The sequence below is a fragment of the Spiroplasma endosymbiont of Halictus nicosiae genome (genome assembly GCF_978018445.1).
Window position 1 is genome coordinate 386,780 of the sequence record NZ_OZ389573.1, and the last position, 25,178, is coordinate 411,957.

30 protein-coding genes and 1 pseudogene are annotated in these 25,178 nt (G+C 24.1%); 8 read left to right on the forward strand and 23 right to left on the reverse strand.

The genetic code is table 4. The features are described 5' to 3' along the window. The first annotated feature begins 146 nt into the window (after positions 1-146). Both ACZ91P_RS02675 and ACZ91P_RS02680 read left to right on the forward strand, forming a co-directional pair. Entirely contained in the window at positions 147-2,021 is a 1,875-nt protein-coding gene (locus ACZ91P_RS02675; RefSeq protein WP_465157906.1) for a hypothetical protein, read from the forward strand. 4 nt (positions 2,022-2,025) lie between these two features. Continuing rightward, positions 2,026-2,502: a lipoprotein gene (locus tag ACZ91P_RS02680; protein ID WP_465157907.1), complete on the forward strand. Its 477-nt coding sequence runs from the start codon at positions 2,026-2,028 to the stop codon at positions 2,500-2,502. 14 nt (positions 2,503-2,516) lie between these two features. Here the strand turns inward: ACZ91P_RS02680 and ACZ91P_RS02685 are convergent, their stop codons facing one another. From ACZ91P_RS02685 to ACZ91P_RS02750, 14 genes are all read right to left on the reverse strand, one after another. Beyond that, complete coding sequence (locus ACZ91P_RS02685; protein ID WP_465157908.1) at positions 2,517-4,925, reverse strand: hypothetical protein; 2,409 nt, start codon at positions 4,923-4,925, stop codon at positions 2,517-2,519. Continuing rightward, positions 4,925-6,178 (reverse strand): hypothetical protein, encoded by a 1,254-nt coding sequence (locus ACZ91P_RS02690; RefSeq protein WP_465157910.1) that lies wholly within the window; start codon positions 6,176-6,178, stop codon positions 4,925-4,927. Before ACZ91P_RS02690 ends, ACZ91P_RS02685 begins: the two co-directional genes overlap by 1 nt. A 13-nt stretch (positions 6,179-6,191) precedes the next feature. After that, on the reverse strand, positions 6,192-6,461 hold the full coding sequence (locus tag ACZ91P_RS02695; RefSeq protein ID WP_465157911.1) for a hypothetical protein: 270 nt from the start codon (positions 6,459-6,461) through the stop codon (positions 6,192-6,194). Between the two features lie 15 nt (positions 6,462-6,476). Further along, positions 6,477-7,646, reverse strand: a complete 1,170-nt coding sequence (locus ACZ91P_RS02700) for a hypothetical protein (protein WP_465157912.1) — start codon at positions 7,644-7,646, stop codon at positions 6,477-6,479. Between the two features lie 12 nt (positions 7,647-7,658). Then, on the reverse strand, positions 7,659-9,254 hold the full coding sequence (locus ACZ91P_RS02705) for a hypothetical protein (protein WP_465157913.1): 1,596 nt from the start codon (positions 9,252-9,254) through the stop codon (positions 7,659-7,661). A 39-nt stretch (positions 9,255-9,293) separates the two neighbouring features. After that, positions 9,294-10,520 carry a hypothetical protein gene (locus ACZ91P_RS02710; RefSeq protein ID WP_465157914.1) on the reverse strand — a complete coding sequence of 409 codons (1,227 nt, stop codon included), beginning with the start codon at positions 10,518-10,520 and terminating at the stop codon, positions 9,294-9,296. 17 nt (positions 10,521-10,537) lie between these two features. Further along, positions 10,538-10,996: a hypothetical protein gene (locus ACZ91P_RS02715; RefSeq protein WP_465157915.1), complete on the reverse strand. Its 459-nt coding sequence runs from the start codon at positions 10,994-10,996 to the stop codon at positions 10,538-10,540. A 15-nt stretch (positions 10,997-11,011) separates the two neighbouring features. Further along, complete coding sequence (locus ACZ91P_RS02720) at positions 11,012-11,410, reverse strand: hypothetical protein (protein WP_465157916.1); 399 nt, start codon at positions 11,408-11,410, stop codon at positions 11,012-11,014. After that, positions 11,410-11,691 (reverse strand): hypothetical protein, encoded by a 282-nt coding sequence (locus ACZ91P_RS02725; RefSeq protein ID WP_465157917.1) that lies wholly within the window; start codon positions 11,689-11,691, stop codon positions 11,410-11,412. Before ACZ91P_RS02725 ends, ACZ91P_RS02720 begins: the two co-directional genes overlap by 1 nt. After that, positions 11,669-12,163, reverse strand: a complete 495-nt coding sequence (locus ACZ91P_RS02730; RefSeq protein WP_465157918.1) for a hypothetical protein — start codon at positions 12,161-12,163, stop codon at positions 11,669-11,671. The genes ACZ91P_RS02725 and ACZ91P_RS02730 overlap by 23 nt, the downstream gene beginning before the upstream one ends. Continuing rightward, positions 12,118-12,402, reverse strand: a complete 285-nt coding sequence (locus ACZ91P_RS02735; RefSeq protein ID WP_465157919.1) for a hypothetical protein — start codon at positions 12,400-12,402, stop codon at positions 12,118-12,120. Before ACZ91P_RS02735 ends, ACZ91P_RS02730 begins: the two co-directional genes overlap by 46 nt. 818 nt (positions 12,403-13,220) lie before the next feature. Then, a complete protein-coding gene (locus ACZ91P_RS02740) occupies positions 13,221-13,769 on the reverse strand; it encodes a hypothetical protein (RefSeq protein ID WP_465157920.1) in 549 nt (182 codons plus the stop codon). Further along, positions 13,756-13,968 carry a hypothetical protein gene (locus ACZ91P_RS02745; RefSeq protein WP_465157921.1) on the reverse strand — a complete coding sequence of 71 codons (213 nt, stop codon included), beginning with the start codon at positions 13,966-13,968 and terminating at the stop codon, positions 13,756-13,758. Before ACZ91P_RS02745 ends, ACZ91P_RS02740 begins: the two co-directional genes overlap by 14 nt. Positions 13,969-14,042: 74 nt before the next feature. Continuing rightward, on the reverse strand, positions 14,043-14,255 hold the full coding sequence (locus tag ACZ91P_RS02750; protein ID WP_465157922.1) for a hypothetical protein: 213 nt from the start codon (positions 14,253-14,255) through the stop codon (positions 14,043-14,045). 32 nt (positions 14,256-14,287) lie between these two features. Here ACZ91P_RS02750 and ACZ91P_RS02755 point away from each other — a divergent pair, with 32 nt between their 5' ends. The 3 genes from ACZ91P_RS02755 (at position 14,288) to ACZ91P_RS02765 (ending at position 15,978) form a co-directional block, all read left to right on the forward strand. Continuing rightward, on the forward strand, positions 14,288-14,905 hold the full coding sequence (locus ACZ91P_RS02755) for a hypothetical protein (RefSeq protein ID WP_465157923.1): 618 nt from the start codon (positions 14,288-14,290) through the stop codon (positions 14,903-14,905). A gap of 268 nt (positions 14,906-15,173) precedes the next feature. Next, positions 15,174-15,602: a hypothetical protein gene (locus ACZ91P_RS02760; RefSeq protein WP_465157924.1), complete on the forward strand. Its 429-nt coding sequence runs from the start codon at positions 15,174-15,176 to the stop codon at positions 15,600-15,602. Continuing rightward, positions 15,556-15,978, forward strand: coding sequence for a hypothetical protein (locus ACZ91P_RS02765; protein ID WP_465157925.1), 423 nt, complete (start codon positions 15,556-15,558; stop codon positions 15,976-15,978). Before ACZ91P_RS02760 ends, ACZ91P_RS02765 begins: the two co-directional genes overlap by 47 nt. A 61-nt stretch (positions 15,979-16,039) precedes the next feature. Here the strand turns inward: ACZ91P_RS02765 and ACZ91P_RS02770 are convergent, their stop codons facing one another. Further along, a complete protein-coding gene (locus ACZ91P_RS02770) occupies positions 16,040-16,345 on the reverse strand; it encodes a S1 RNA-binding domain-containing protein (protein WP_465157926.1) in 306 nt (101 codons plus the stop codon). Positions 16,346-16,747: 402 nt separating this feature from the next. On the opposite strand from ACZ91P_RS02770, the gene ACZ91P_RS02775 reads away from it, so the two are divergent. Together ACZ91P_RS02775 and ACZ91P_RS02780 are read left to right on the forward strand one after the other, a co-directional pair. Then, positions 16,748-16,861 (forward strand): hypothetical protein, encoded by a 114-nt coding sequence (locus ACZ91P_RS02775; RefSeq protein WP_465158943.1) that lies wholly within the window; start codon positions 16,748-16,750, stop codon positions 16,859-16,861. Positions 16,862-16,867: 6 nt separating this feature from the next. Further along, positions 16,868-18,572 (forward strand): annotated as a pseudogene (locus ACZ91P_RS02780) (spiroplasma phage ORF1-like family protein); the annotation flags it as partial. Between the two features lie 343 nt (positions 18,573-18,915). Here ACZ91P_RS02780 and ACZ91P_RS02785 read toward each other — a convergent pair. From ACZ91P_RS02785 to ACZ91P_RS02795, 3 genes are all read right to left on the reverse strand, one after another. Further along, positions 18,916-19,038 carry a lipoprotein gene (locus tag ACZ91P_RS02785; RefSeq protein ID WP_465157927.1) on the reverse strand — a complete coding sequence of 41 codons (123 nt, stop codon included), beginning with the start codon at positions 19,036-19,038 and terminating at the stop codon, positions 18,916-18,918. A 20-nt stretch (positions 19,039-19,058) separates the two neighbouring features. After that, the gene (locus ACZ91P_RS02790) at positions 19,059-20,153 is read right to left on the reverse strand and encodes a hypothetical protein (protein ID WP_465157928.1); all 1,095 of its coding nucleotides are present in this window, start codon (positions 20,151-20,153) and stop codon (positions 19,059-19,061) included. Between the two features lie 261 nt (positions 20,154-20,414). Then, positions 20,415-21,338, reverse strand: a complete 924-nt coding sequence (locus ACZ91P_RS02795) for a ribosome-inactivating family protein (RefSeq protein WP_465157930.1) — start codon at positions 21,336-21,338, stop codon at positions 20,415-20,417. A 201-nt stretch (positions 21,339-21,539) separates the two neighbouring features. Here ACZ91P_RS02795 and ACZ91P_RS02800 point away from each other — a divergent pair, with 201 nt between their 5' ends. Then, positions 21,540-22,625, forward strand: a complete 1,086-nt coding sequence (locus ACZ91P_RS02800) for a DDE-type integrase/transposase/recombinase (RefSeq protein WP_465157931.1) — start codon at positions 21,540-21,542, stop codon at positions 22,623-22,625. Positions 22,626-22,739: 114 nt separating this feature from the next. Here ACZ91P_RS02800 and ACZ91P_RS02805 read toward each other — a convergent pair whose 3' ends face one another. From ACZ91P_RS02805 to ACZ91P_RS02825, 5 genes are all read right to left on the reverse strand, one after another. Next, the gene (locus ACZ91P_RS02805) at positions 22,740-23,297 is read right to left on the reverse strand and encodes a hypothetical protein (RefSeq protein WP_465157932.1); all 558 of its coding nucleotides are present in this window, start codon (positions 23,295-23,297) and stop codon (positions 22,740-22,742) included. 280 nt (positions 23,298-23,577) lie between these two features. Further along, positions 23,578-23,772, reverse strand: coding sequence for a hypothetical protein (locus tag ACZ91P_RS02810; protein WP_465157933.1), 195 nt, complete (start codon positions 23,770-23,772; stop codon positions 23,578-23,580). A 480-nt stretch (positions 23,773-24,252) separates the two neighbouring features. Continuing rightward, on the reverse strand, positions 24,253-24,462 hold the full coding sequence (locus tag ACZ91P_RS02815) for a hypothetical protein (RefSeq protein WP_465157934.1): 210 nt from the start codon (positions 24,460-24,462) through the stop codon (positions 24,253-24,255). Beyond that, entirely contained in the window at positions 24,440-24,934 is a 495-nt protein-coding gene (locus ACZ91P_RS02820; RefSeq protein WP_465157935.1) for a hypothetical protein, read from the reverse strand. Before ACZ91P_RS02820 ends, ACZ91P_RS02815 begins: the two co-directional genes overlap by 23 nt. Continuing rightward, the gene (locus ACZ91P_RS02825) at positions 24,889-25,173 is read right to left on the reverse strand and encodes a hypothetical protein (protein ID WP_465157936.1); all 285 of its coding nucleotides are present in this window, start codon (positions 25,171-25,173) and stop codon (positions 24,889-24,891) included. The genes ACZ91P_RS02820 and ACZ91P_RS02825 overlap by 46 nt, the downstream gene beginning before the upstream one ends. Between the last annotated feature and the right edge of the window lie 5 nt (positions 25,174-25,178).

Consider the following 25,178-nt stretch of genomic DNA (forward strand, 5'->3'; position numbering starts at 1 on the left):
CAATATAATCAAAATAATAACCATTATAATTCATCTCCTTTCTAAAATATATTTAAAAGCGCTTGTATATATATATATATATATATATATAATGTTAATAGATCTTGATAAAAAGTTTCAATATTAAGAAAAGGAGAAAAACAAGTATGAAAAAATTACTTAGTTTATTAAGTGTATTAACTATTGGTGGAAGTGCTACAACAACAATTGCCACTAGTCATTACAAAAAAGAAAAATTAAGTGTTGATAATATTAATTATTCACAAAAAATTAATTTAAAAAAAATAATTAGAAATAAACGAGAAAATGATAAAAAACTAAATGATTTATTAAAAACTTGATTTTTAGGTATTTTAGATAAAAATGATGAAGAAACAATTTTAAATAAAATTTGTGAATTAAATAAAAAAATACAAAAAAGAAATATAAAGATTACTAATATTTCAGAAATTAGTGCAAGAGTTATATGAAATAATAATGAAAATTCTGATGATTATATATGAGTTGGTTTTCAACTAGCTTCTTCTGTTGGTGCTAAAATAGTTGGTCATTCTTGTTTTTATACTCCTTCTAATGAAGAAAGTTATGATTCTTCTTCTAATTGAGAGTGTAAAAATGTTTTGCCAAATACAAGTAATAGTTCTATAGAAAATAATGGTAGATTAGTTGGAAATTCAAGATTTTTTGATAATTCAAATATCGAACAAGTTGATAATAATGGAATAACAACTCAGAAAAATAAAAAAATACAAAGACCAAAAATAGCACCACCAACTCCGCCAACTAAAACAAAAGAACCTTTATATGTAACAGTTTTACCTAAAAGTCAAAGAAATATTAAAAGTAATGTTGCCCCCCAAAAGCCACCAAGAAATTTAAACAATCTTTTATTAAATACAAATTTAGGTGAATTACAAGATAATTTATCAGATACTATTTTAAATCGTTTTATTGAATTAAATGTTAATATAAATAGAAATCAAATTTCAATTTCAAATATAACAACTACATCAGCAATAATAATATCTAATCAAAATTCTAGATATATAGGAAATTTAGAAGTTTTCTTTACTTTAAATTATAAAGATAAAAAAAATTTAATTAAAATTAGTGATAATGAAAAAGATAATGATTCAAATTCAAATAACAATCAAAAAATAAAAGATATTATTAATAAATTTAATAATTTATCAAAACAATCTAAACAAAAAAAATTAAATGAAATCAATCAACATTATCAATCATTACCCAAAAATGAACAAAAAGCATTTAAAGATAAATTAAGAGATGTTGGTTTAGGACTTACCTCTACTGGAATTTCTGGTGCTGGAATTTTAGGTATTTCAAAAATGACCGGAATATCACCAATAAAAGGCTTATCAATCACTCGTACTGTTGTTTCATCAGAAACGGGGGGGGCGGTAGAAATGACCCCACTTTTATCAGAAAGTACTGTAGCAGAAGGTTTAACAGCGGCTGAAACTTTATCAGTTGCAGAAGAATCCGCAGTTGTGGTCACCGAAGGGGCAGTTATTGGAACAGAAGCTGGTGCTGCGGCAGCATTAGCTCCCGAAACTTTAGGTTTATCATTAATAATTGGGGGATTAGTAATTGCAGGAACTGCTATTCTTTGATGAATTAATTCTAATCATACAATAGTTAAACATGAATCACATAATCAATATAATGAAATTGAAAAATACTATAAATTTTTAGCTCATGATCAACTAAAATTAGATATTAATATCAATGAATGAAATAAAATTAAACAAATTTATCAAGAAAATGCAAATATTTATCAACAATTTAAAAATAAAATCAAATCAAAAATTAGTAATTTTCATAAAGAAGATCATAGCGGCTGAGGCGGATCAATTACTGATAATGATATTAATACTTTAATCAATATTCTTTACAATCATTTTCAAGAAATAAATAATCATTTTTTATCTAATCATAATCATGGTTGAAAAATTATTACAAATACTGTGGGCAGTTATTTTATAATTGAAGAAGAATAAAAATATGAAAAAAATATTAACTTTTTTATGTACAATCAGTTTAATTGGAACAAGTACAACCAGTTTGGTTGCTTGTAATACACCACAATATACCGAAGATGAATTAAAAAAAGAAAAGGAAAAAAATAATATAAATATAAATGGAAATATTTTAGAATGAATAGCACCACAAGAAAAACGATTTAATATGGTTGATAATAAATATTATTTTGTTGTTTGGCGTGGTAATGAAAATAATGATTGACACATTATTAAATTTAAACATTTTGAACAAAAAGAAAAAGTTTTAGATAAGTATGATAAATATGAACTTAAAACATCACATTTTGGCGGTGATTTATTTATTTATAAAAATGGATTTGTAAGTTATGATTGAAATAAAGATAATGGAACTTATTTTAAATCAGTTTATCGTTGAAATAATAACGATGAACCAAATAAAGATGTTGAAAATAAATTAAAAAGTTATTTAGGTTTATAAACCTAAATAACTTTTTATATTTCTAATGTAATTAATGATATTTTTTCATTATTCTTATTAAATAATTCTAAATTATTAATATTAATTTGTTCTTTTGTTGGTGGATAGGAAAATATTACACTATTTGATTGTTTTAAAAAATCAACAACCGCTTTATTTAAATAAGAGTTTTGATCTTCAATACCATTTTTATATAAATATCATGTATCATCTTCGATTAATTGCAAATATGTATTTCTATCTTTTCCACTGATTTTAGTTCCAATAGGATAATTTTTGATTAATTCTAAGTTAATATCTTTTCCTTCAATAATTTTTTCATTTGGTTTTTCAATAAAAATATTTATATCATAATTACCATAACCCCATATTCCAGATATTTCAATTTGATTTAAAATAAATACTTTTTTATCATAAGTTGTTTTAATAGTATCTTCAACTAAATCTTTAGTCATATTTGCTCAAACTCCCTTAGAATAAAGTAATCTATATCATTGTGAAAAATAGTTTAAATATTCTTCTATTTTATCATTAGATATAATTAAATTAGTTAAGTACTTGCCATATTCTCCATCTGATAATTTAATTTCTGCTGGAATAAGTGAAGGAATATTGTTTGTTTCTAATTCATTTGTTATGGATAATCAATTAAAATAGTTTGCTTCTAATTGATAAATAGGGTTTTCTGAAATATCTTTGTTTTTAACAGTTACTTTAATTTCATCATTTTTATTAATATTATTTTGATTTTTTAAATTTCAATCTGTAATTTGTCCTGTTTTTGGTGAAATAAAGGGTGTATTTGGTTCATCGTCATTATTTCAACGATAAACTGATTTAAAATAAGTTCCATTATCTTTATTTCAATCATAACTTACAAATCCATTTTTATAAATAAATAAATCACCGCCAAAATGTGATGTTTTAAGTTCATATTTATCATACTTATCTAAAACTTTTTCTTTTTGTTCAAAATGTTTAAATTTAATAATGTGTCAATCATTATTTTCATTACCACGCCAAACAACAAAATAATATTTATTATCAACCATATTAAATGGTTTAGCATCAGAATAGACCTCTTCTCAATAATTTATTGGTATTGGTGGAATAGACCCGCCAGTAAAATTAAAATATGATGAATTTAATTTAACTTTACAATGTTCAAATTCTCAATAACCGGTTTCTAGCTCTCTTGGGTTAGACATTAATTCAAAATAATACGGAGAAAATAATTTAATATCATCATTATAACCTTTATTAATTGCGTATTTACTATATGTGTAGTTTGATAACATATAGATAATTTGTTTAAATCTTTTAACAGCATTATCATTTAAAGATTTATAATTATCTAATTTTCAGTTTTCAAATAAACCATCAATAACATCTTCGGCTTTTTGTCCTTCGAATTTTTGGCGTAATTGCGCAGCTTTATTAGTGGGGTTACCTTTTTTATCGTATTTTGCCCCTTGAAATTTTCGATCATAGTTATAACGATATGTTAAATAATTTAACAAAACAATATTTAATTCTTTAATATCTAATAAATCTAAAATATCTTTTCCTTGAATATAGTTTTTGGCAATGTTTCACGGTAAAAAACTTTCGGTAAATCAATATTGAAATACTCTTAAAGTAGGATTTGTTTCAATGGGCATTGATAACAAGGGTACTAAACCAGCATTTTCAACTGTTGATGATGAATAAGAATAAACACCATTGACATTACCTCAACACTTAATATTGCCAAATAACATTGATTTGGGGTATTTAATTTCAATTCCAGTAAATACTGTGTCTTCGGGTAATGATTTTTGTAATACTAAATGAATACTATTTTGGTTTTTTCATTTAAAATCAGTCACCTTAACTAAATGAGTAGATTTAATAATGTCAACACCATCGGGTGAATAAGGGCGTTTATATTCTTCGATAATATAACATTCATTTTTATTATCTTCGATAATTGGTTCATTAATAGATACTATTTTTAAGTCTAATCTTTCTAAAAATTCTTTGTCTTGTTTTGAAATATCATTAATTAAAATATCTTTTTCATCAATCATTACATAACTTGTGCTATTATCTTGGACTGTGGTGTTTTGTTGAATTTGTAATTTAAAATTAAAATCACTAATTTCATAACCAGTTATTTTAATATATTCATCTTTGTCAATAAAACCTATTTTAACGCTATTTTTAGAATAGTTTAAGGTTGGTTTTTGTTTTGTCTTAACAAGATTATTAATTTTATAAATATATAAGGTTCTTGCACTAGCTTCGGTAAATAATTGTTCTAAATCAGGGTCGCTGTACTGCGATTGACTAGCAAAATCTAACGGAATACTATCAATTGAATAGTCAATTGGTTCATCATTTTCTGCTAATTGTGCTAACATTTTTTCAGATGGTTTTAACATTATTCTTGTTCTCCTTCTTCATTAGGCATATTGATAATAGTTTCGTTGTTTTTTAATTGTCTGTTTAAAGTAGCATTTACTGGTAAGCGAACATCAACAATTAACTCGTCAATATTTTTAATATTGAATGTTCTACTGTTTAAAATCGCATTATCATATTTAATTAACTTAATAATAAATTCAGTTAATTTAATTTCTCTAATATATATCATTTGTTCGTATGATGCGTTTGTTTGAATATTTACACCAGCAACTTCTGCCTGAGTTTGTTGTGCTCCCTTAGCAATGGCAGGAACATGATGTCGATTTATTTTATAGTAATTAGTTAATAATCAATCATATATTTTAGTTAATTGCTCACCTTTAAAATTACCAGCAATATAGTCTACTGGTTGAAAATTACTATCAGGGTCTCCTTCAACTAATAACAAGTCATTTTCAATAAATGATGCCAGCATTTTACTAATTTCTTGGTTAACCACACCAGTAACTCCATTAGTATTAATAGTAAATTTACCACTATTTAATAATGGATCTAACATTATCTTTTCAGCAATAATATCTAAAATACTAGCAAATTGTTTACCATAACGAGCAGAAGGCTCAAAATTAGGGTTATTGGGAATAATTTGAATTGGAATAAAATTAAGTGGTAATATTTCTTCTCTTTGTAAAGTTGTATAGTTATTTCATTTAGCATCATCAATATATAAGTCGGTAATAGTACTGTATAATCGTGTTTTTAACTTTCTAATAACTTTTACTTGTTTAGTTACATAATCAATTTCTATTTTTTCAGTAATAAAAACACTCTGGTCATTTTTAAGATAAGGGTCATAATCAAAAGTACACGATACTAGATTACCTAATTCATCATACTGGTCATTATAAAAATCAATGGTAATAAAATTAAGTTTTGAATTATTAGCAAAAATAAAATATTCACCTTTACCATTCTTATTAATTTTATATTCGTTATATCAATTCTTATTAGTAAAGTCTTGCATTTTTAAAAAACTATTAATTAATTTAGTATCTATTTTTTGATTAGTAAGTGGATTATAAATGCTAATTTCTAAATCTCGCGGATTTAAAAAATTAGCATTATCTTTACAAATTCTTTTTTCTAAAATTTCATTATGTTTTTGAACAGTAACATTTTTACGATTAGTAATCGTTGATGCTAAATTAAGATAATAACCATCAATATCATAACTCTTTTTTAATTTCTTTTTTGCTGGTAATAACCCCATTTATAACACCTCTTTATTTTGTATCTTCTTTTTTAATAACATTTTCAATACTATCTTCTTTTTGTTGTTTGTTATGAGTTTTGATAAATCTAATAGTTTCAATAATTAAAACAACAACCCCAAAACCATTAAGCATTGTACCAATAATTACATATGCAGGTCAACCAATTCCTAATTTAGTTGGTCCTATAAAACAAATAATAATTCCTGCAATAAAAAACAATGATGAAACTCCAAAGATTTTCAAAAACATAATTACATCTTTAACTTCTACTTTTGGCATAATAACATCTCCTTTCTATATAGGTGTCCCTTCACCCTGATATTCATAAATGCTAGGGTCAAAACCAGATAAATCATTTCAAGTTTTTCCATTATCATTACTAAATTTAAAATATAAAGAATTAGGAGCGATACCAAACATTAATTCGCCAAATGGTTGTGTTTTACAAGATAAATATGATATTCAAAATTTTGAATTTTTCTGAAATAAACCAGAAAATTTAATTCAATTTAATCCTTTTAATACTATTACATAAAATTTATCATTAATTAATTCCGTAGTATGATTAATAATTTTTTTCCATAAATGATTATTATCATATGTAATGGAATTGTAGACTGCTTTTGATGTTGGTACTTCTTCATCTGTTGACTTATCATTAATGATTTTTGTTATTGGTACTTGAATATTATTTTGTACTTCTCTGACTATTTTTGTAAATCTTGGTATATCTTCGGGGGTTGGGTCATTATGAAAACTTAAATCACCATATATGTATATATTTTTAGAACTAACATATCTTTTACAAGCTATATAATCAATTTCTATATTAGAATTTTTTGTTAATTTATCTTGTTTTTTATCTAAATTTTCTTTTGTTTCACTTGATAAATTATCAATTTTTTTATCTAATTTATCATCATTTTCTATTCTTTCGGTTTTTTCTTTTTCTAATAAAGCATCAATTTCTAATTGTGTATAATATGCTTCTAAATCTATCATAGTTAAATCAATACCTTCTTCTTGAAAAGTACGAAAAATTTTCTTTAAAGTTGTTAAATTAGCTAATGATTTTGCATAAGTAGGTAGTAGACCTTGTCATGTTGCCATAGGGTTATTTTGTGAAGAATAATTAATATCACCAACACTCATATTTACCGAAGTAAAAAATTCAATTGGAATACGGTTAAATGTTCAATGCTCAATCGTAATAAACACCATATTAATACAAATTTTCTTTAATAATGGGTCTTTAAATGTTTCAAACTTTAGTTTTGAAAATGGATAGTTTAGGTAAGAATTAATCATATTTTGGGCTCTTAAAGCAAATGTTTTAAATCATAATTCTACATCGCCTTTAAAGAACTTATTATAACGAACTGGAACTTGTGTAATTTTACCTGTCATTGGAATAAAATTATTATAATTTTCCAAAGTAACATTTTGTCATAATTCATTTAACATTTAATCATTTCCCTATCATTTACTTTTTTTAGAATATATTTTCTTTAATATAAATTTTTTACTATTTAGTAATGTTTTTGTTTTAATTGTTTTGTTTAAATCTTGTTTTATTCTGAGTTGTTTATATGCTTGAAATACTAGTCCATTACCTAACAAACTAGTAACCGCACCATCTTCTAACGTATTTAACAATTTATCTTTATTAAAGTTATTTTTAAATTGTTCTTGCATTTTTAATATCTTAGCAATTGTCCGATATATTTTAAAACTATCTTTTACTACTTGCTGATAAACAAGTGGGGAAAAAGAAACTAAATTAAACAAACTTGTTTTTTTAAATCCCCAACCAATAAACCATTCACTGTTCATATATAATTTAAACGGTTCAGGAGCTAAAACAAACTGTTCTGCTTTGATTAAAGTTGTCATAACGACAATAGGGGCATATTTAGGATTTTTATAATATATTGTTAAAGCAACTTCACCCGCAACTGATAAAGGAACAATTTTAACTGCTAAAAAAACATCAGAACCATAAGCAAAAGGTAATAATTGACCCTTTTTAATAGCCTTAGTTTCAAATTTAGATAATATTTTTTTAGTTTTATCAGTAATTTTACTAATTACTTTTTGTTTAATAGTAATTATTTGTTTTTCAATTGGGGCTAATAATTTTTTAGTTACTTTTTGAATATAAAAATTTGGGTTTAAATGATTTAAAATTTTATTTAATTTAATTGGTGTTTGATGAAAAATATTTAATAATTTATTATTATATATTTTACTGCCCCGCATTAAATTAGCATTTAATATTAGGTTTTTACCAACACCTTTTTTATGAAGATTAATCATTATATTATATCACTCATTAGTATTAATTTTGCTTATTTTATCAATATTTAATCCATATTCAGACAATCATTTATTAGCATTTATTTTATTTATGCGTGGTATTTTTTGAACTAATGTAGGACTTATTTTTTGAATATTTTTTTCAATTTTTAATAAATTATTAATTGTTTCTAATTTAGAAATTTTAAAACCCTTATAAAAATCATTTCGGGCTAATTTTCCAATTGTATATAATAAAGTTTCATTATTAGCTTGTTTTGTAAAATCAAATATTAATTTATCAGATAAAATCTTTTTACCTCTAACTTGTCTTACAACATCTTCTAAATTATTAGCAGTTATTACACCTAATTTTTCAAGTAGTTTAGTTTCTTTTGCTAATTTTAAAATTTTAGTTGTTCGAGCAGCACGCGTTAGTTTTCCAATACCACCAATTGCTGGTAGCAAATTTAAGGCAGTACTTTTTACTGTCACTTCTGATGTTAATTTATCGTATATTTGATTTACGGCAAAATCGGTTGCTGTTTCTACTCCAAATGAGATAAATGCTGCGGCAAAATTAGATAATCCCGCACCAAGAGCAACAGCCGAAGCAATACCACCAGTTAAAACTGATAAACCAAGTGCTAAAACTTGAATTTTTAAAAATTCTAATAACTGTAAACCAAAACTTTTTTCTTGTTGTTGGATTGACAATCTAGTTGGATTTTTTTTAACAGCATAAATAAGCGCTGTTTTAGATGTTCCAATTGGCATATCATTTATCAAACGAAAAAGTACTATTTTTTAGTACTATTAAGAATTTTTAATTTTAACATCAATTGGATTTGTTTGACCAGTAGCGTTGTTTTTACATTCAATTTGAACTTCAACAGTTTTATCATTTGTAATATTAATTGGTCAGTCTTCACCTTTACTTTCAATAAAGTAATCAAAATCACTTTCAGTTAAAGAACTATTTACTGCTTTTACTGCTTTTAAAACAACATCTTTAAATTGTGATTTTAACTGTTCGGCTGTTGCTTTTGTTGGGTCTGTAACATGAATATTGGGTTTATCTATTTTATTAATTTTACTAATATCAATTTTTGAAACAATATGTTTAATAATTCCTTTGGGTTCAACCACTGCTCCACCTAAATATAAAACTCTTTCCATAATCAAAGTATTACCCATTCCAGTACCCAACGCAGCAGCACCAACTCTTAACGGAGTATGGTCTTTTTTGCGTAAAATAAGGGGGTCATATTTCTTACTAAATTTAAAGGCAATTGCATTAACACCACCCGGTAATAAACTAATTGTTCCTTCTGAACCATCTTGATTAATAATTGGTAATTTTTTAGGAACCATATAGTATGTTGTTCCTTCAACAGTTTTCATTGCGCCACTTGTTGTGATTACACTGTTTATTTGGTCATTTGCTCCAAGTTGTAACTGTAATTTATTACGAATTCCACGAATAAAATCAGCAGAACCCAAGACAACTGTTTCTGATGGAGTAAAGCCATTTTCATATATTTTATCCATAATTTCATCGTGAATTTGTAAAGCATTAGTGTCATCTGCTTTTTGGCCTTGAATGGTTGTAACTACTCCTTTATTAATAATTTCTAAAATTTTATTACGTTTATAAGCAACCTCAGTATCCATTGCTTGTTCAATATCAGCAGCCCAAAGATTAGGATTAAAATCACTTTCTACAGGGTCTAATTTACGAGCAAAAGTTAAAATTGTATCTAATTCAACAATTCCATCATCAAATTCTACTTCTGAATAATTTAATAATTTATCATCAGCATTAAATACTTTTCCATCTTTACCAGAACCTTCATTATATTTAATATTTTTCTTTCTTTTATATGCTAAACTAAATTTACTTGCATCTTTTAATGCAAATAATGCTTCTCAACTAAATTTTTGTTGATAAGTTTGTAAATATCATTGTTCAAATGTTTCTCGATCTCGTTTTGTTGCTTGATTAGCAATATCTCCGAAAATTCTTTGTGGGTTTTGTGCCATAATTTACTTCCTTCTTTCTATTTATTAAATATATTGTCTGTATCTAAAATATTGTTTTCTTTGTTTTCTACTTTTGGTACGCCCCCAGTATTAACTGTTTGTACCTTAATTAATTCATCATAAACACTTTGCAATTGTGTTTTAATGATTTCAATATCATCAGTAATATCATAAGACTTTAATAAAACATTTTTAAATTCTTCATTATCAGTTAAAGAATTAATAAAGTCAATTACTTCAATTTGTTTTAATTGAATTGTTTGTTGTTCAATTTGTGAAGTTAATTCAGTATTTTTTGTTTGTAGTTCGTTGATTTGCTGATTACTATTTTCTAAATTAATTGCATTAAATTCTTCAACTTCAGCAGTATTTTCTAAAATAATTTCAGCAGTTTTAATATCTAAACTACCATCTTTATTTTTAATAGGTTCACTATTTTCATTAATAAGAACATATTTTACATTTTTTAATGCCATTTTAATCTTTTCCTCCTATTTTTTAATATTTGTATTTGTTCTTTTTCTAATCGCTTTTTGTATAATTTCAAAACTATCTACTCTAAAAGACAAAAAATAGCGTTTAGTTTTTATATTTAACTGATTAAATACTGAGCCTTTAATTTTTATCTCATCATCTTTTTTTAATTTCAAAAACTCAGTTAAAACAGATGGGTTATATATTGATAATGTTGAGTAATTTAATCCTTCTCACTGACATTTAGCTGAACAAGCATCAACTTCAACACCACCAGCAACAAGAGCCTTAATTTTTGTTTTAATCGGATTTTCATGTAATCTAACAGTTAATTCTAACTTATTAACTTTTTTATTTTTTATTTTAGGTTTATTAGTTATTGATTTTTTAGGTAAATTACTTTTTGTTTGAGACATTATTTAACATCCTTATTAGATAATTTGTCATATTTTGAACTGTCAACTAATATTCAATCGATAGAACCTGTTGAATATGGATTTTTGTAAAAATCTTCTTTATATAATTGTTGTTGTTTTAATTCTTCAATTTCACTACCTAAATTTTGATTAAAATTATGTGCCATATCTATTTGTTGTTTGAAACTATTTATTTCTTGCTCTTTTTCAGCAAGTTCTTTTTTAAGTGTTTCATTTTCTTCTTTAAATTTGTTAAATTTAATTGATTCTGTTATTGTCATTATTTATCACTTTCTTTTTTAAAAAATATTGTAAATGTTTTCAAGCATCGTGTTCGTGCTCTGACATTTTAATATTTCCTTTATAAATATAATTTTTCTTAACAACTGGTGATTGTAAAACATAATTTAAATTAAATAGATATTTGCATAAAACTTTTAAACCACCAATAAATTTAGGAGTAGATAATGGATTTTTTATTTTTAAACCCTTATGAGGTTGATAATCTTCAATTATTACAATAACTTTATTTAAATAAGAACAAATTTTATTTTTAAACTCATTTAATATTAAATACATATTATTTATTGCTTCTTCTTCATTTTTGGAATTAAAAGTAATATTATTAATTATTTTCTTTTGCAAAAGATTATAAATAATAATACCAGTTTGTCCAATTCCAGCAGGGTCAATTGCAATAATATATTTTAATTTATTTGTTTTATTTTTTTGTCAATTTGTAATATTTTTCATCCATCGGATGCTAAATCTAAAATATCGTTAATTTTATAATATTGCATATATGAAACAATAATATCTCACTTGTCTTTAAATAAATTTAAGTACATTTTGGCTCATTCTAAACATTGTAAATCATAATGATTTTTATGATGTGAAATACGACAATTAATAGGTTGACAATTAACTCAATCAAATGATGTTGTTATTTCATTTCAAGTTTTATTAATATATTTACTTTTATATTCTGTCATTTATCTATACTCCTTAATTCTTTTTATTTGTTGCTCAAATTTCATCATTAATATCATTTACTGTTACCAGATAAGCTTGTATCATTAATTCTTGTAATTTATTTTTAATTTTTTTATTTCATTTTTTCATCAAATATTTTCCTTTCTGCAAAAAAACATAACATTCCTTTATTGGTTAATATTTTGATATTTAGTAAATAATTTATTTTAATATTTAATTACTTCGCCGCCCGCTCCACTTTGAAGGTGAGCGGGGGCGGATAGGATATTTTGATAGAGTTTACCCCCATACGGAAATAAAAAAACAGTTTACCCAGTTATTAATTACGCTTCATCCATCCCTACACAACTTTATATAAAGAAAATAACCTTTTGGAGTTCCAACCCTCTTGTTTTTTTAGTGTCCGATATTGTTTTTTTCGGTTTAACAGCACTCTTTTTATGAAAACAAGCCAAAAAACACATGCTCTGACATTTCGCAAGTGATTAATCTTGCCGAGAATTAAAGAAATAAATAGGAGTAGTAAATCCAATCGCTTTCACACTTTCTTTAAGGCTTCGTGCCATAGATGAGTTATCCATCTTTAAGCATCAAAAAATATTAAGTTTTAAAGATTGAATTTTGGATTAATCGTTAGATAGTATCTTTATTTTTTTATCTCATTATCTTTAATTATATTTAACAATTAACTAACAACTAAATAAAACAATTATTCAAAATTTTTTAAGAAAAGAAAGGATGGATTTTTCTGAAAAACATATTTTATTAAGTGTAAAAGATACTATCTAACGATTAATCCAATAAATATAAGTATTTTTTACAAAATAAAAAGCACTTTATTCTTTTTCAATAAAGTGCTACATTTGCATTTACAATTTACATTACCATTAACATATGGTAAATGACATATTAAAAAATCTAATAATAATTTATAATTTCCAGTAAAGAAATATATTTTTGCTAATTTATATTTTATTCTATGAATTTTGATTCTATTTCGATTTGGGAATAATTGTTTAAATCTATTTGATAAATGAAATTTATCTAAACTATATGATACAGTGTTATTTTTATATTTTGCTTTTACTGCTCTATAAATTTTTTTAATTTGTTTTTCACCATCACTTAATATTAATATTTTAGTATTTTGATTAATATCATAAGTATCCATTGATTTAAAAATTTTATCAATAAAATTATCAATATTAGATTTATTATTTTTATTCTTATGATTTTTATTCATCATTTGAAAAACGCCTTTTTTCTTTTTCATTTTTATTCTGGTTTTTGTTGACTTTTCTTGATCAACACCAACATGCATAGTCGCAAGAAATATTTTATTTTCAATTTTTTTATTTTCTCGCATTGGTTCAAGCTCCGTCAATTTGAATATACAAAAGATTATTTGGAATTTTAATTTTATTGTTATTTTTATTACTAATGTAATCGGTTTCTTCTAAATCGGCATTTTTAAAAATATTAGATATTGTTCTTTCACTAATATTTACATTCTCTGTTGTATGTAAAATATCTTTATATCTTTTTCCATCACCTATAAAAGACATATATTTATTTTTTAAATTTATTTCAATTCTTTCGTATTTTTTTAAACCTAATTCTTGATCTAAAGGATAACGATTTATATTTTCTTTTTTTCTTCATCATATTTAACATATAATCTTCTTTTAATAGGAATATCTGCATATTCTGTTTTAATTGTTTTTGGCAATTTTGATATCACCTTATATCCTTGTAATATTTGTCCTTGTTGATATAATTTAAATATCTCATTATCTCTTTCAAACAAGTCATATAAACAAATTATTTTAAAATATGATACTCAATACTTCACATAATCTTTTCAAAAAAGGAGGCTATTTAAAAATGCAGGATTTTACCAAAATTAATAACAAAAAACGGATTACTAGTTATAAATATTTAAATAAAAAATATGATTTGAATTTTAGTGACTATAATTTTGGTTTTGATTGAGAAGTATTTAAAGACTTTGTTGGTGATAGTTATTCCCGATATTTTACTTGACCAACTTTTTTTAAGTTTGTTTCAGCGGGGCCTAGTACTAATAAGACATGAAATCACATAGCAGAAAAATTATTTTTTGCTTGTAATTTTACTGATGCTTTATCTAACATTTTACAAAGATATGCCAATACCCATGAAGATACTACATTTGGCGATACAATTAATGTATGTAATTATTTATACGATAAATATGGGATTGATATAGGACCCGACAATGAAAATGGCATTGTTTGACCTAAAAATGTTAAAGAAGGTGGCGAAATTGTTTTTCCTAGTGGTGTTCGCATTGCTTTTGCGGGTTATGCTAATGGTAATAAAATTATGGGAAAAGTTGGTAAAGGTAGTGGTATTATATCAGCGTGAACAGATGAAATGATACATGCTGAAGAAAAAGAAATTTTAACTGATAAAGAATTAGATAAACGTTATAATAATTTGCGAATTTCCTGAAAATGATAATGAACAATATAATTTAGATAATCCTATTCCAGTAAAAGAATTATCTTGGACATTTCAAGAATGAGACAACATAGCAAAACAATACATAAGAGTAATAACATATTTTCATAAAACATATTCTAATCAATTTACTTTTAATCCTTTTGATAAATACCATGTCTTTTATGAAAAATTTGTAACCCCATATTTACCCTTAAATGAAAGAATTAAAAATATTTTAAAAGAACACAATCAAGTATATTCAGAAAACAAACAAGCATTTAATGGTTTGGGTATTTTTAATTTACGATTAACAATGGGTGCTGTTTGAAATAAAATACCTGATATTACTAAAAAACTTGTTTTAACAAACAAACAAGAGCGACCTGATTTATTTGAACTTGAATACTACGGATTTGAATATAACGATAATGACCCCAGTATTTATGTTTTACGAAATTATCGTAAATATATTAAAGAGTATAATTTACAAAATTTTTATAATTTCAATACAAAACAGTATCAATTTGATAGTTATTCAATTGGTGTGGATTATGCTAATGGTAGTGAAGACCACATGGTGTTTTTATTTAGTGGTTATAAAATTAATGAAAATAATGAATATGATAAATATTTAATTGAAGAAAATGTTGTTACACCAAAAAAACGCAATGAATTTAAATGAAATAGTTGAACATTACGGGCAATGAATAATTAATACATTTGATAAATTTGATGATTTTGAATATGCTACATTTCATTATGATATTAATGCACACGACTTTATGCAAAAATTACAAGAATATATTTACCCTTATTTAGGCTATAAAATTAAGATGTTTAAAGCAAAAAAACATCAGACATCTCTTAATAAAGAAGCAGGTATAATCAATCGCGTAACCTGAATAAGAAAAATGTTTGTTCAAGGTAAAATATATGGCATATTAGATAACTTCCCATTTTTAGATAAGTGCATTAGTGAACTAAGATTTAGTGATACCAAAACAAACACACCCGATAGTAAAATGTACCATGACCCATATGATGCTTTGTTTTATGGTTCTTATCCATATCCTTTTAAAATGGGAATATAAAAAAGGTTTTAAAAACCTTCTAAAATTTATAAATTTTATTTACTTTTTATTTATTAAATAATTAAGTATTTAATGTTTTTTCTAAACTAGGTGATTTTTCTTGTATTTTATTACCATCATCATTTTTTAATAGTTCAGGATGACAATTTTTATAACTTAATTTAAGATGTTTTCTAACTGAATTAAAATCTAGTATCTCAACTTCAATTTCATCACCAACATCAAAAAAATCTCTAATATCTCTAACAAAGTAATCTGAAATATCACTAATATGAATTAAACCATCAGCCTTTTCTGTTCTACAAAAAGAACCATAAGGTATAATGTTTGTTATTTTAACATTAACTTTATTTCATTTTTTATACATAAAATTAAATATACTTCCTTTCTTTAAATGCTTTAATTATATCATTAAGACTATAAAAATCATTTGCAGGAATTGGGCGAGCGGTTGATTTTCTTAAATTTTTTTGATAAAATAACTTATAAGTTAAAAAAGTTTTGAGGTTCTTTCAAACAAATTTGGGAACCTTTATAAAATTTTTCGCTTAACGCTTAGAATTTTTCCCAAGTATTTTGAAAAGCGCGACAAAAAATTTTTTAAACTTTAAGTAATTTTTCGCAAAACTTATGGAAATCACCGCGAGCCCAGATTGACCCTTTCCATATAATAAATTAAATAATTTCCTTTCAAACTCTTAAATAGTCCTTGTATATATAATTGTTATTGTAAAAAGATTTAGCGAAAGGAATTATAATAATAAAAAAGATATTAAGTCTTTTAAATACAATCACTTTAATTGGAACAAGTACAACATTATTAATTAGTTGTGAAAAACCAAATAATAGTGAAAACGGGGAGGGCAATAAACCAGAACCATAATATAATCCACAACAACCACCAAAAAATAGTAATTGAAAATTAGTTAATGATTATAATTCATTTGTTTTTAATAAAGAAAATAAATTTTATTTTTTTGTTTTTCAACCTTTTAATGGTAAACAATGAAAAATATTAAAATTTAAACATGATACAGATTTTGCTAAAGAAATAGATGGTATTCCTTTTATTCCTAGTGATATAAAAGTTTATGCTGAAGCAAGTAAATTAAAAGGTCTTTATCGTTGAGATGGTAATGGTGAACCACAAATACCAGCAATTAATAAAACCATTGGTGAAATTACAGATTGAAATATTAATAGTCAAAATAAGATTAAAGATTTTTTAAATAATTACTTAGATGTTATTATTCAAGAAAATATTAGAGTACAGCAAGGCGGTAATCCTGATTATGAGATTCCCATTGTTGGAACACAACGAATAATCTTTGATTTTGAAATTATTAATAATTTGGACAAGTCTAGTATTGATACTATTTTAACTAAAAAATCAATTTATCGGATGGTTTTAACAATTGATAAAGATAATAATATTATTGCTGGTGTTTAGAATTAATACATCTTAAACAATATTGGAATGGATATGATTATAATAGTTATCGATATACTGATGATTTAGGTTTTTTATTTTCTTTTATGAAAGATAAAGAAAATACATTTAATTTTAGTGCTGAAACATATAATTATTATCAGGGTAATACTCCTAATACTGGTAAAGAAGTTTTTGAACAGATGAAAGGTCAAATTGATATTAATAAATTTTTAAAAGACTTTTTGCATATGCTTTGGTACCTGTGTTTCAAAATCGTAGTAATTTTATTGAAAGTGGTTATATTGATAATTTACAATATGATACTGTTTTAATTAATTTTTTTGGTTTAAAATTAGTTAATTTTAGAGATGTTTTAATTGATGAAAATAATATTAATAAAAATCGATTTGAAAAATTATTAAATAGTATGTTTACAGTTTCACAAAACTTTTATAAAGATTATTTACGAACAATTTTTGATTTAGAAAATAATACTTATACACAAGGATATAATAAAAAATATGGTTTATTAGCAAATAATGGTTTTAAAATTTATCCTCGTTACTTTTATTTTTCTGATAAATATAAATTATTAGATTTTAAGATGTATTCTGCTTATAAAAATCGATTTTATAACACTAATTATGGAGATGTATTTAATTATGATTTTTCTGTTGCAAATGATTATAATATTAATCAAAATGAGGATTATGTTTTTGAAGGAACTTTAAAAAACAAGTATGGTTTAAAATATAAGAAAATGGAAGAACAAAAAATCGGTTATAATGTTTTTGAATTACAAGCACAAAAAGATAATGATATGTATTATTATTATGATTTTAATTTTGGTATTTATAACTGACAAGAAATTAATAACGGTGGATTATTTCCTTATAGTCAATGATGACAAGCACAATATGAAAGTTGTAGTTGATATAATTTAGCGTGTCATATCAGAAATGTGGCAATTTGAATAGTTAATAATATCCCTGGTATTAAACAAGTAAACGAACTAGCGAGTGGTGTTGGTAAGATTTTTCAAACAATTTATAGTTTTTTTAGTCAAACATTTGAAGTATGAAAATTTAGTCCTGCATTGTATAGTGCAATAACTAATTTATTTTTATTAATTATATTTATGAAATTTGTGCGATTAATTTAAAAAGGAACTTAAAAATAGTTCCTTTTTAACCTTTTCAATCTGTAATTTCACCAATGGTTTTATTAATTGCTGGTATTTGTGGTTCACCATTACCATCTCAACAATAAAGACCTTTTAATTTACTTGCTTCAGCATAAACTTTTATATCACTAGGAATAAAAGGAATACCATTTATTTCTTTAGCAAAATCTGTATCATGTTTAAATTTTAATATTTTTCATTGTTTACCATTAAAAGGTTGAAAAACAAAAAAATAAAATTTATTTTCTTTATTAAAAACAAATGAATTATAATCATTAACTAATTTTCAATTACTATTTTTGGGTGGTTGTTGTGGATTATATTATGGTTCTGGTTTATTGCCCTCCCCGTTTTCACTATTATTTGGTTTTTCACAACTAATTAATGATGTTGTGCTTGTTCCAGTTAAAATGATTGTTCCTAAAAGACTTAATATTTTTTTCATATTTTTAATTCTATAAAATATTAACCAAAATGATAAGAGTCTGTTGTATCTGCGTAAATGGCTTTTTGTCTTTCATCAGAACTTAAATTTGATCAACCATAAGTATTTCGTGTTACAACAAAAATTGATTTATTGTCAGGATTACCACTTTTAACTAGGTTAATCACCTCGTTATGAAATTCAAAAAATCCTGAGTAAATAATATCTACAATATAATTTATATACCCCGTCTCCATATTTTCGGCTGAAAATCTTATTGGTAATTTTGAAATTAATTTAAATAAATATGATTTAAAATCAGACGTACTTCTTTCAAAGAAAATTTTTTCAATAACGCGAGAAGTATTTAATGATAATTTAACTACGAGTCCATTATGACCATAATTTCAAATTATTTTAAAAAAATCATTTTTAGAATCATAATATGGATTTTCATCACTAATTGGTAAACAAGTTAAACTACCATTATCATTAAAACCACTATCTCTTAGTTTTTTATTTTTAAAAATTTCGGTAAGAACTCAGGCAGAACCATCATTATCAACAGTGATTGATTGAATTGGTTCATTTAGGCCAGATACTTTTTTTACTTCATCACTACCATTGCCTTTTCTATAATAAACACCATTTGTTGTTCCAAAATAAGCTGCGTTTGTTTTTAATTCACCAGCACTATCCTTATGTAATAAAGCCATTGAAGTAACATTGTCTGGAATACTTGGTAGCAAATAAGCATCTCTATCTAAAAGATTATAACCAACCAAATATACTTTACCACTTTGTGTGACCTCACTTGATTCTCTTATACTTCTAATATTTTCATTTGAACAATAATTTTGTAATGGAAATGTAATACTACTCATTAATCTATAATCACAATCCATTAATTTTTCTAATTTTAAAACATTCCCATTTTTATTACGGATTAAATACAAGTCCTCAGTGGTTCTGATATAAGCATCTCTAACCTCTCTATCTACAGCCTTAGTATTTTTATCTAAAATTTGGACTGAAATTATATCTCCCTTAATTTTTGCAATATCTGATTCTAAATCACAAAATTTTTGATTTAAATTATCATTTATATCTCTTTTTGGTTTGATCCATGATGGCATGAGGTAGTTATATAATTAACAGCTATTAAAAATAAAATTCTTAAAGTATGGGAATTATAAATTTCATCTGAAAATACATTTATTGGTGTATAAGATAGTACTTGTTCATAAAATCAATTTCTTCATGTGTTTCTATATATTTCTATTAATAACTCCTATTGGCTGATGATTTTCGTCAAAATAATTACTGTACGGGTGGCTTTGAATACCATAATTTCAACGTTCTCAAGCTAATCTCAAAATACTGCTACCTTGTTGATTTTAGTCCATTGCAATTTTATAAAGATTTTCTTCTGTTTGCTCACCTTTCCCAAAAACAATAGATTGTTTATTTTCAATAACTTTATTGTTAATTTCATTATTTATTTTTCTAAATCGTCAATTCTCTGCAACAACTACAGCAATTATCCCTAAAGAATTTCTAATATCTCTATTAATTTCTCCTTGGTAGTTAGATAATGTTTTAAAGGAATTAACAATTGTGCTTCAATTAATATTTAAATTAATTCCATTTCCGTTTCCATCAACGAAAAGATCTCTATAATCAGCTTTAAATTTCAAAGGAGTGGAACTACTAATATTAATATTATCTATAGAATCTATATGTCTTATATCAGCTTCTGAAAAATAATAATATTTATTTTTTACAGTAAACCCCTCCAAATAAAGATCCCTAGTTCTAAAAACTAAATCAATTCTTTGAGATTGTGAATTTTCCTCAATAATAACAGGAACAGTAAAAACGTTGTAAGGTGTGCCTACAAACTTATATGTTGGTTTACCTCTTACTGAACCTTTAAATCTATCTCCCATTTTGGGTGTAGTATTATCTTCAACTTTAAATCTATTTAAGACAACAATCTCACTATTATCATTTATAACAGTACTTGTACTAGGCTGATCATTCTCTATATTAAATATAATACGTAGTATGTCAGCTTGTATTAAAGCACGAAAAACTTTATTATGTCAATTTTTAAAAGAATTAGGATTATTTATGTTAATTCTTATATCTTCTAAATTAACATTAAATAAATTATTGTTTTCTCTTTTATTTCTGATTAAATTTTCTAAATTATTTTCTTGCTTTTCATATGTACTTGTAGCTGTACTTGTAGCAATTGTTGTTTGTATTACAGTTCCATTAATTGTTAATATACTTAATAAATTTAAAAGTTTTTTCATTATTTGTATTTTCCCTTTTTTATCTTGAAACTTTTTATCAAGATCTATTGACATTATATATATATAAGCATTTTTAAATATATTTTAGAAACGATACTTACTTATGATTATGATTGTTTAAAAAAGTTTGAAGTTTTATAAAAATTATTTTAAATGATATAACTATACTATATTATTTTTTTAAAAAAATGAGGTGAATTAATGAAATATATTATTAATGATTCTAATTTAAGTGATTTACAAGCAAAATTGCAAGATTTTTTAAGTAAAAATTGTCAAAATAAATATTATAAAAGAATAAAAAAGAAAATATTTGCATATATTAATTTATGTAAGGAGTTTTTTCTTGAAACTAAGTTGTTATTAAAAGATTTAATTAAAAAATATTTTAAAAATAAATTTTCAACTTTTTATTATTGAGCAAATAAAATTTTACTTGCATATGCAAATAATAATTTTGAATATTTATTATTAAAATCAACAGTTCCTAATAATATTAATTATCAATATGGTGAAGATACTCGAAAAAATATATGTGATTTATATTTTGAGTATTGTAATAAACACGGTGGCGGTGTTTTATCTTTGTTTTATAATTTAAAAAAAGGAATTCACGGCGAAGAATTAAAAAGTGAAGCACCAAAAAATTTAAAAACATTTTTTCGTTGACTTAAAAAAGATAAACGTTGATTAAAAATAAAAAATAAAATTAAAGAAATTAAAAGACAACACCCAAGATATGAAGTTAAAGAATTAGGATTATTACAAATGGATGCTAAATATTTTATGCCAAGTAAATTTCCAGTTGATAAAAAGTATTATGTTTATGATTTTATTGATGAAAGAATCAGAGGAGTATTCGGTTATATTTATGATAAATTATGCACTGAGAATGCTATTGATGCTGTTAAAAGAGCAATCCGTGATTTTAAAAAAATATTTGGTATTAAAATAACACGAATTAGAACTGATAACGGTTCTGAATTTATTAATAGTCATCGGAATAATCAAAAAAGTACTGTTAAAGAAAATAATTTTACTCAATTTTTAACAGATAAAAATATTTTACATCAAACAACACCCGTTCGTTCTCCGCAGTCAAACGGTAAAATTGAAAGATTTCATCAAAATTATACTAAGTTATTTGTATTTGATAAAAAAATATTGGATGCAGCTGGTTTACAAAATAAACTAAATGATTATTATTACTTTTATAATTTTGAAAGAGTGCATAAATCTTTGAATTTTCAGACACCATTTGAATTTTTAAATAATTTAACTAAATAATTTTAAATTTATAAAGTTTTATTTAAACTATTTTTTAGTGTGTCAATTTTAGAATTTTTATTTAAATATGTATCATTTTTAATGATGTTTTTATATTTTAAATTATATATTTTATTATTTTTTCTTGTTTTCTTGCAATCTCCAAAATGTGTGTGGTATACTACAGTTTTCATATATTTTATCCATAATTTCATCATGAATTTGTAAAGCATTTGTATCATCTGCTTTTTTGCCTTGAATAGTTGTAACTGTTCCTTTATTAATAATTTCTAAAATTTTATTGCGTTTATAAGCAACCTCAGTGTCCATTGCTTGCTCAATATCGGCAGCCCAAAGATTAGGATTAAAATCATTTTCTACAGGGTCTAATTTACAAGCAAAAGTTAAAATTGTATCTAATTCAACAACTCCATCTTCAAATTCTACTGTTGAATATTTTAGAAGATTATCATCGGTATTAAATACTTGTCCATCTTTTTCCAAACCTTCATTATATTTAATATTTTTCTTTCTTTTATATGTTAAACCAAATTTATTTGCTTCTTTTCACACAAATAAAGTTTCTCAACTAAATTTTTGTTGATAAGTTTGTAAATATCATTGTTCAAATGTTTCTCGGTCTCTTTGTGTTGCTTGATTAGTAATATCGCCAAAAATTGTTTTTGGATCCATATTTTTATTCCTTCTTTCTATTTATTAAATACATTGTCTGTATCTAAAATATTGTTTCCTTTGTTTTCTACTTTTGGTACGCCCCCAGTATTAACTGTTTGTACCTTAATTAATTCATCATAAACACTTTGCAATTGTGTTTTAATGATTTCAATATCATCAGTAATATCATAAGATTTTAATAAAACATTTTTAAAATCTTGATTATCAGTTGAAGAATTAATAAAATCAATTACTTCAATTTGTTTTAGTTGAATTGTTTGTTGTTCAATTTGTGAAGTTAACTCAGTATTTTTGCTTGTAGTTCGTTGATTTGCTGATTATTATTTTCTAAATTACTTGAATTAAATTCTTCAACTTCAGCAGTATTTTTTAAAATAATTTCAGCAGTTTTAATATCTAAACTACCATCTTCATTTTTAATAGGTTCATTATTTTCATTTATAAGAAGATATTTTACATTTTTTAATGCCATTGTTTTTCCTCCTATTTTTTAATATTTGTATTTGTTCTTTTTCTAATCGCTTTTTGTATAATTTCGAAACTATCTACTCTAAAAGACAAAAAATAGCGTTTAGTTTTTATATTTAACTGATTAAATACTGAGCCTTTAATTTTTATCTCATCATCTTTTTTAATTTCAAAAACTCATTTAAAATAGATGGGTTATATATTGATAATGTTGAGTAATTTAATCCTTCTTACTGACATTTAGACGAATAAGCATCAACTTCAACACCACCAGCAACAAGAGCCTTAATTTTTGTTTTAATAGGATTTTCATGTAATCTAACAGTTAATTCTAACTTATTAACTTTTTTATTTTTTATTTTAGATTTATTAGTTATTTATTTTTTAGGTAAATTATTTTTTGTTTGAGACATTATTTAACATCCTTATTAGATAATTTGTCATATTTTGAACTGTCAACTAATATTCAATAGATAGAACCTGTTTAATATGGATTTTTGTAAAAATCTTCTTTATATAATTGTTGTTGTTTTAATTCTTTAATTTCACTACCTAAATTTTGATTAAAATTATGTGCCATATCTATTTGTTGTTTAAAACTATTTATTTCTTGTTCTTTTTCAGCAAGTTCTTTTTTAAGTGTTTCATTTTCTTCTTTAAGTTTGTTAAATTTAATTGATTCTGTTATTGTCATTATTTATCACTTCCTTTTTTAAAAAATATTGTAAATGTTTTCAAGAATCTAATTCGTGCTCTGTCATTTTAATATTTCCTTTATAAATATAATTTTTCTTAACAACTGGTGATTGTAAAACATAATTTAAATTAAATAGATATTTGCATAAAACTTTTAAACCACCAATAAATTTAAAAGTAGATAATGGATTTTTTATTTTTAAACCTTTGTGAAGTTGATAATCTTCAATTATTACAATAACTTTATTTAAATAAGAACAAATTTTATTTTTAAACTCATTTAATATTAAATACATATTATTTATTGCTTCTTCTTCATTTTTGGAATTAAAAGTAATATTATTAATTATTTTATTTTGTAAAACATTATAAATAATAATACCAGTTTGTCCAATTCCAGCAGGGTCAATTGCAATAATATATTTTAATTTATCTGGTTTATTTTTTTGTCAATTTGTAATATTTTTCATCCATCTGATGCTAAATCTAAAATATCGTTAATTTTGTAATGTTGCATATAAGAAGCAATAATATCTCATTTGTTTTCAAATAAAATTAAGTACATTTTTGCTCATTCTAAACATTGCAAATCATAATGCTTTTTATGATATGAAATACGACAATTAATAGGTTGACAATTAACTCAATCAAATGATGTTGTTATTTCATTTCAAGTTTTATTAATATATTTACTTTTATATTCTGTCATTTATC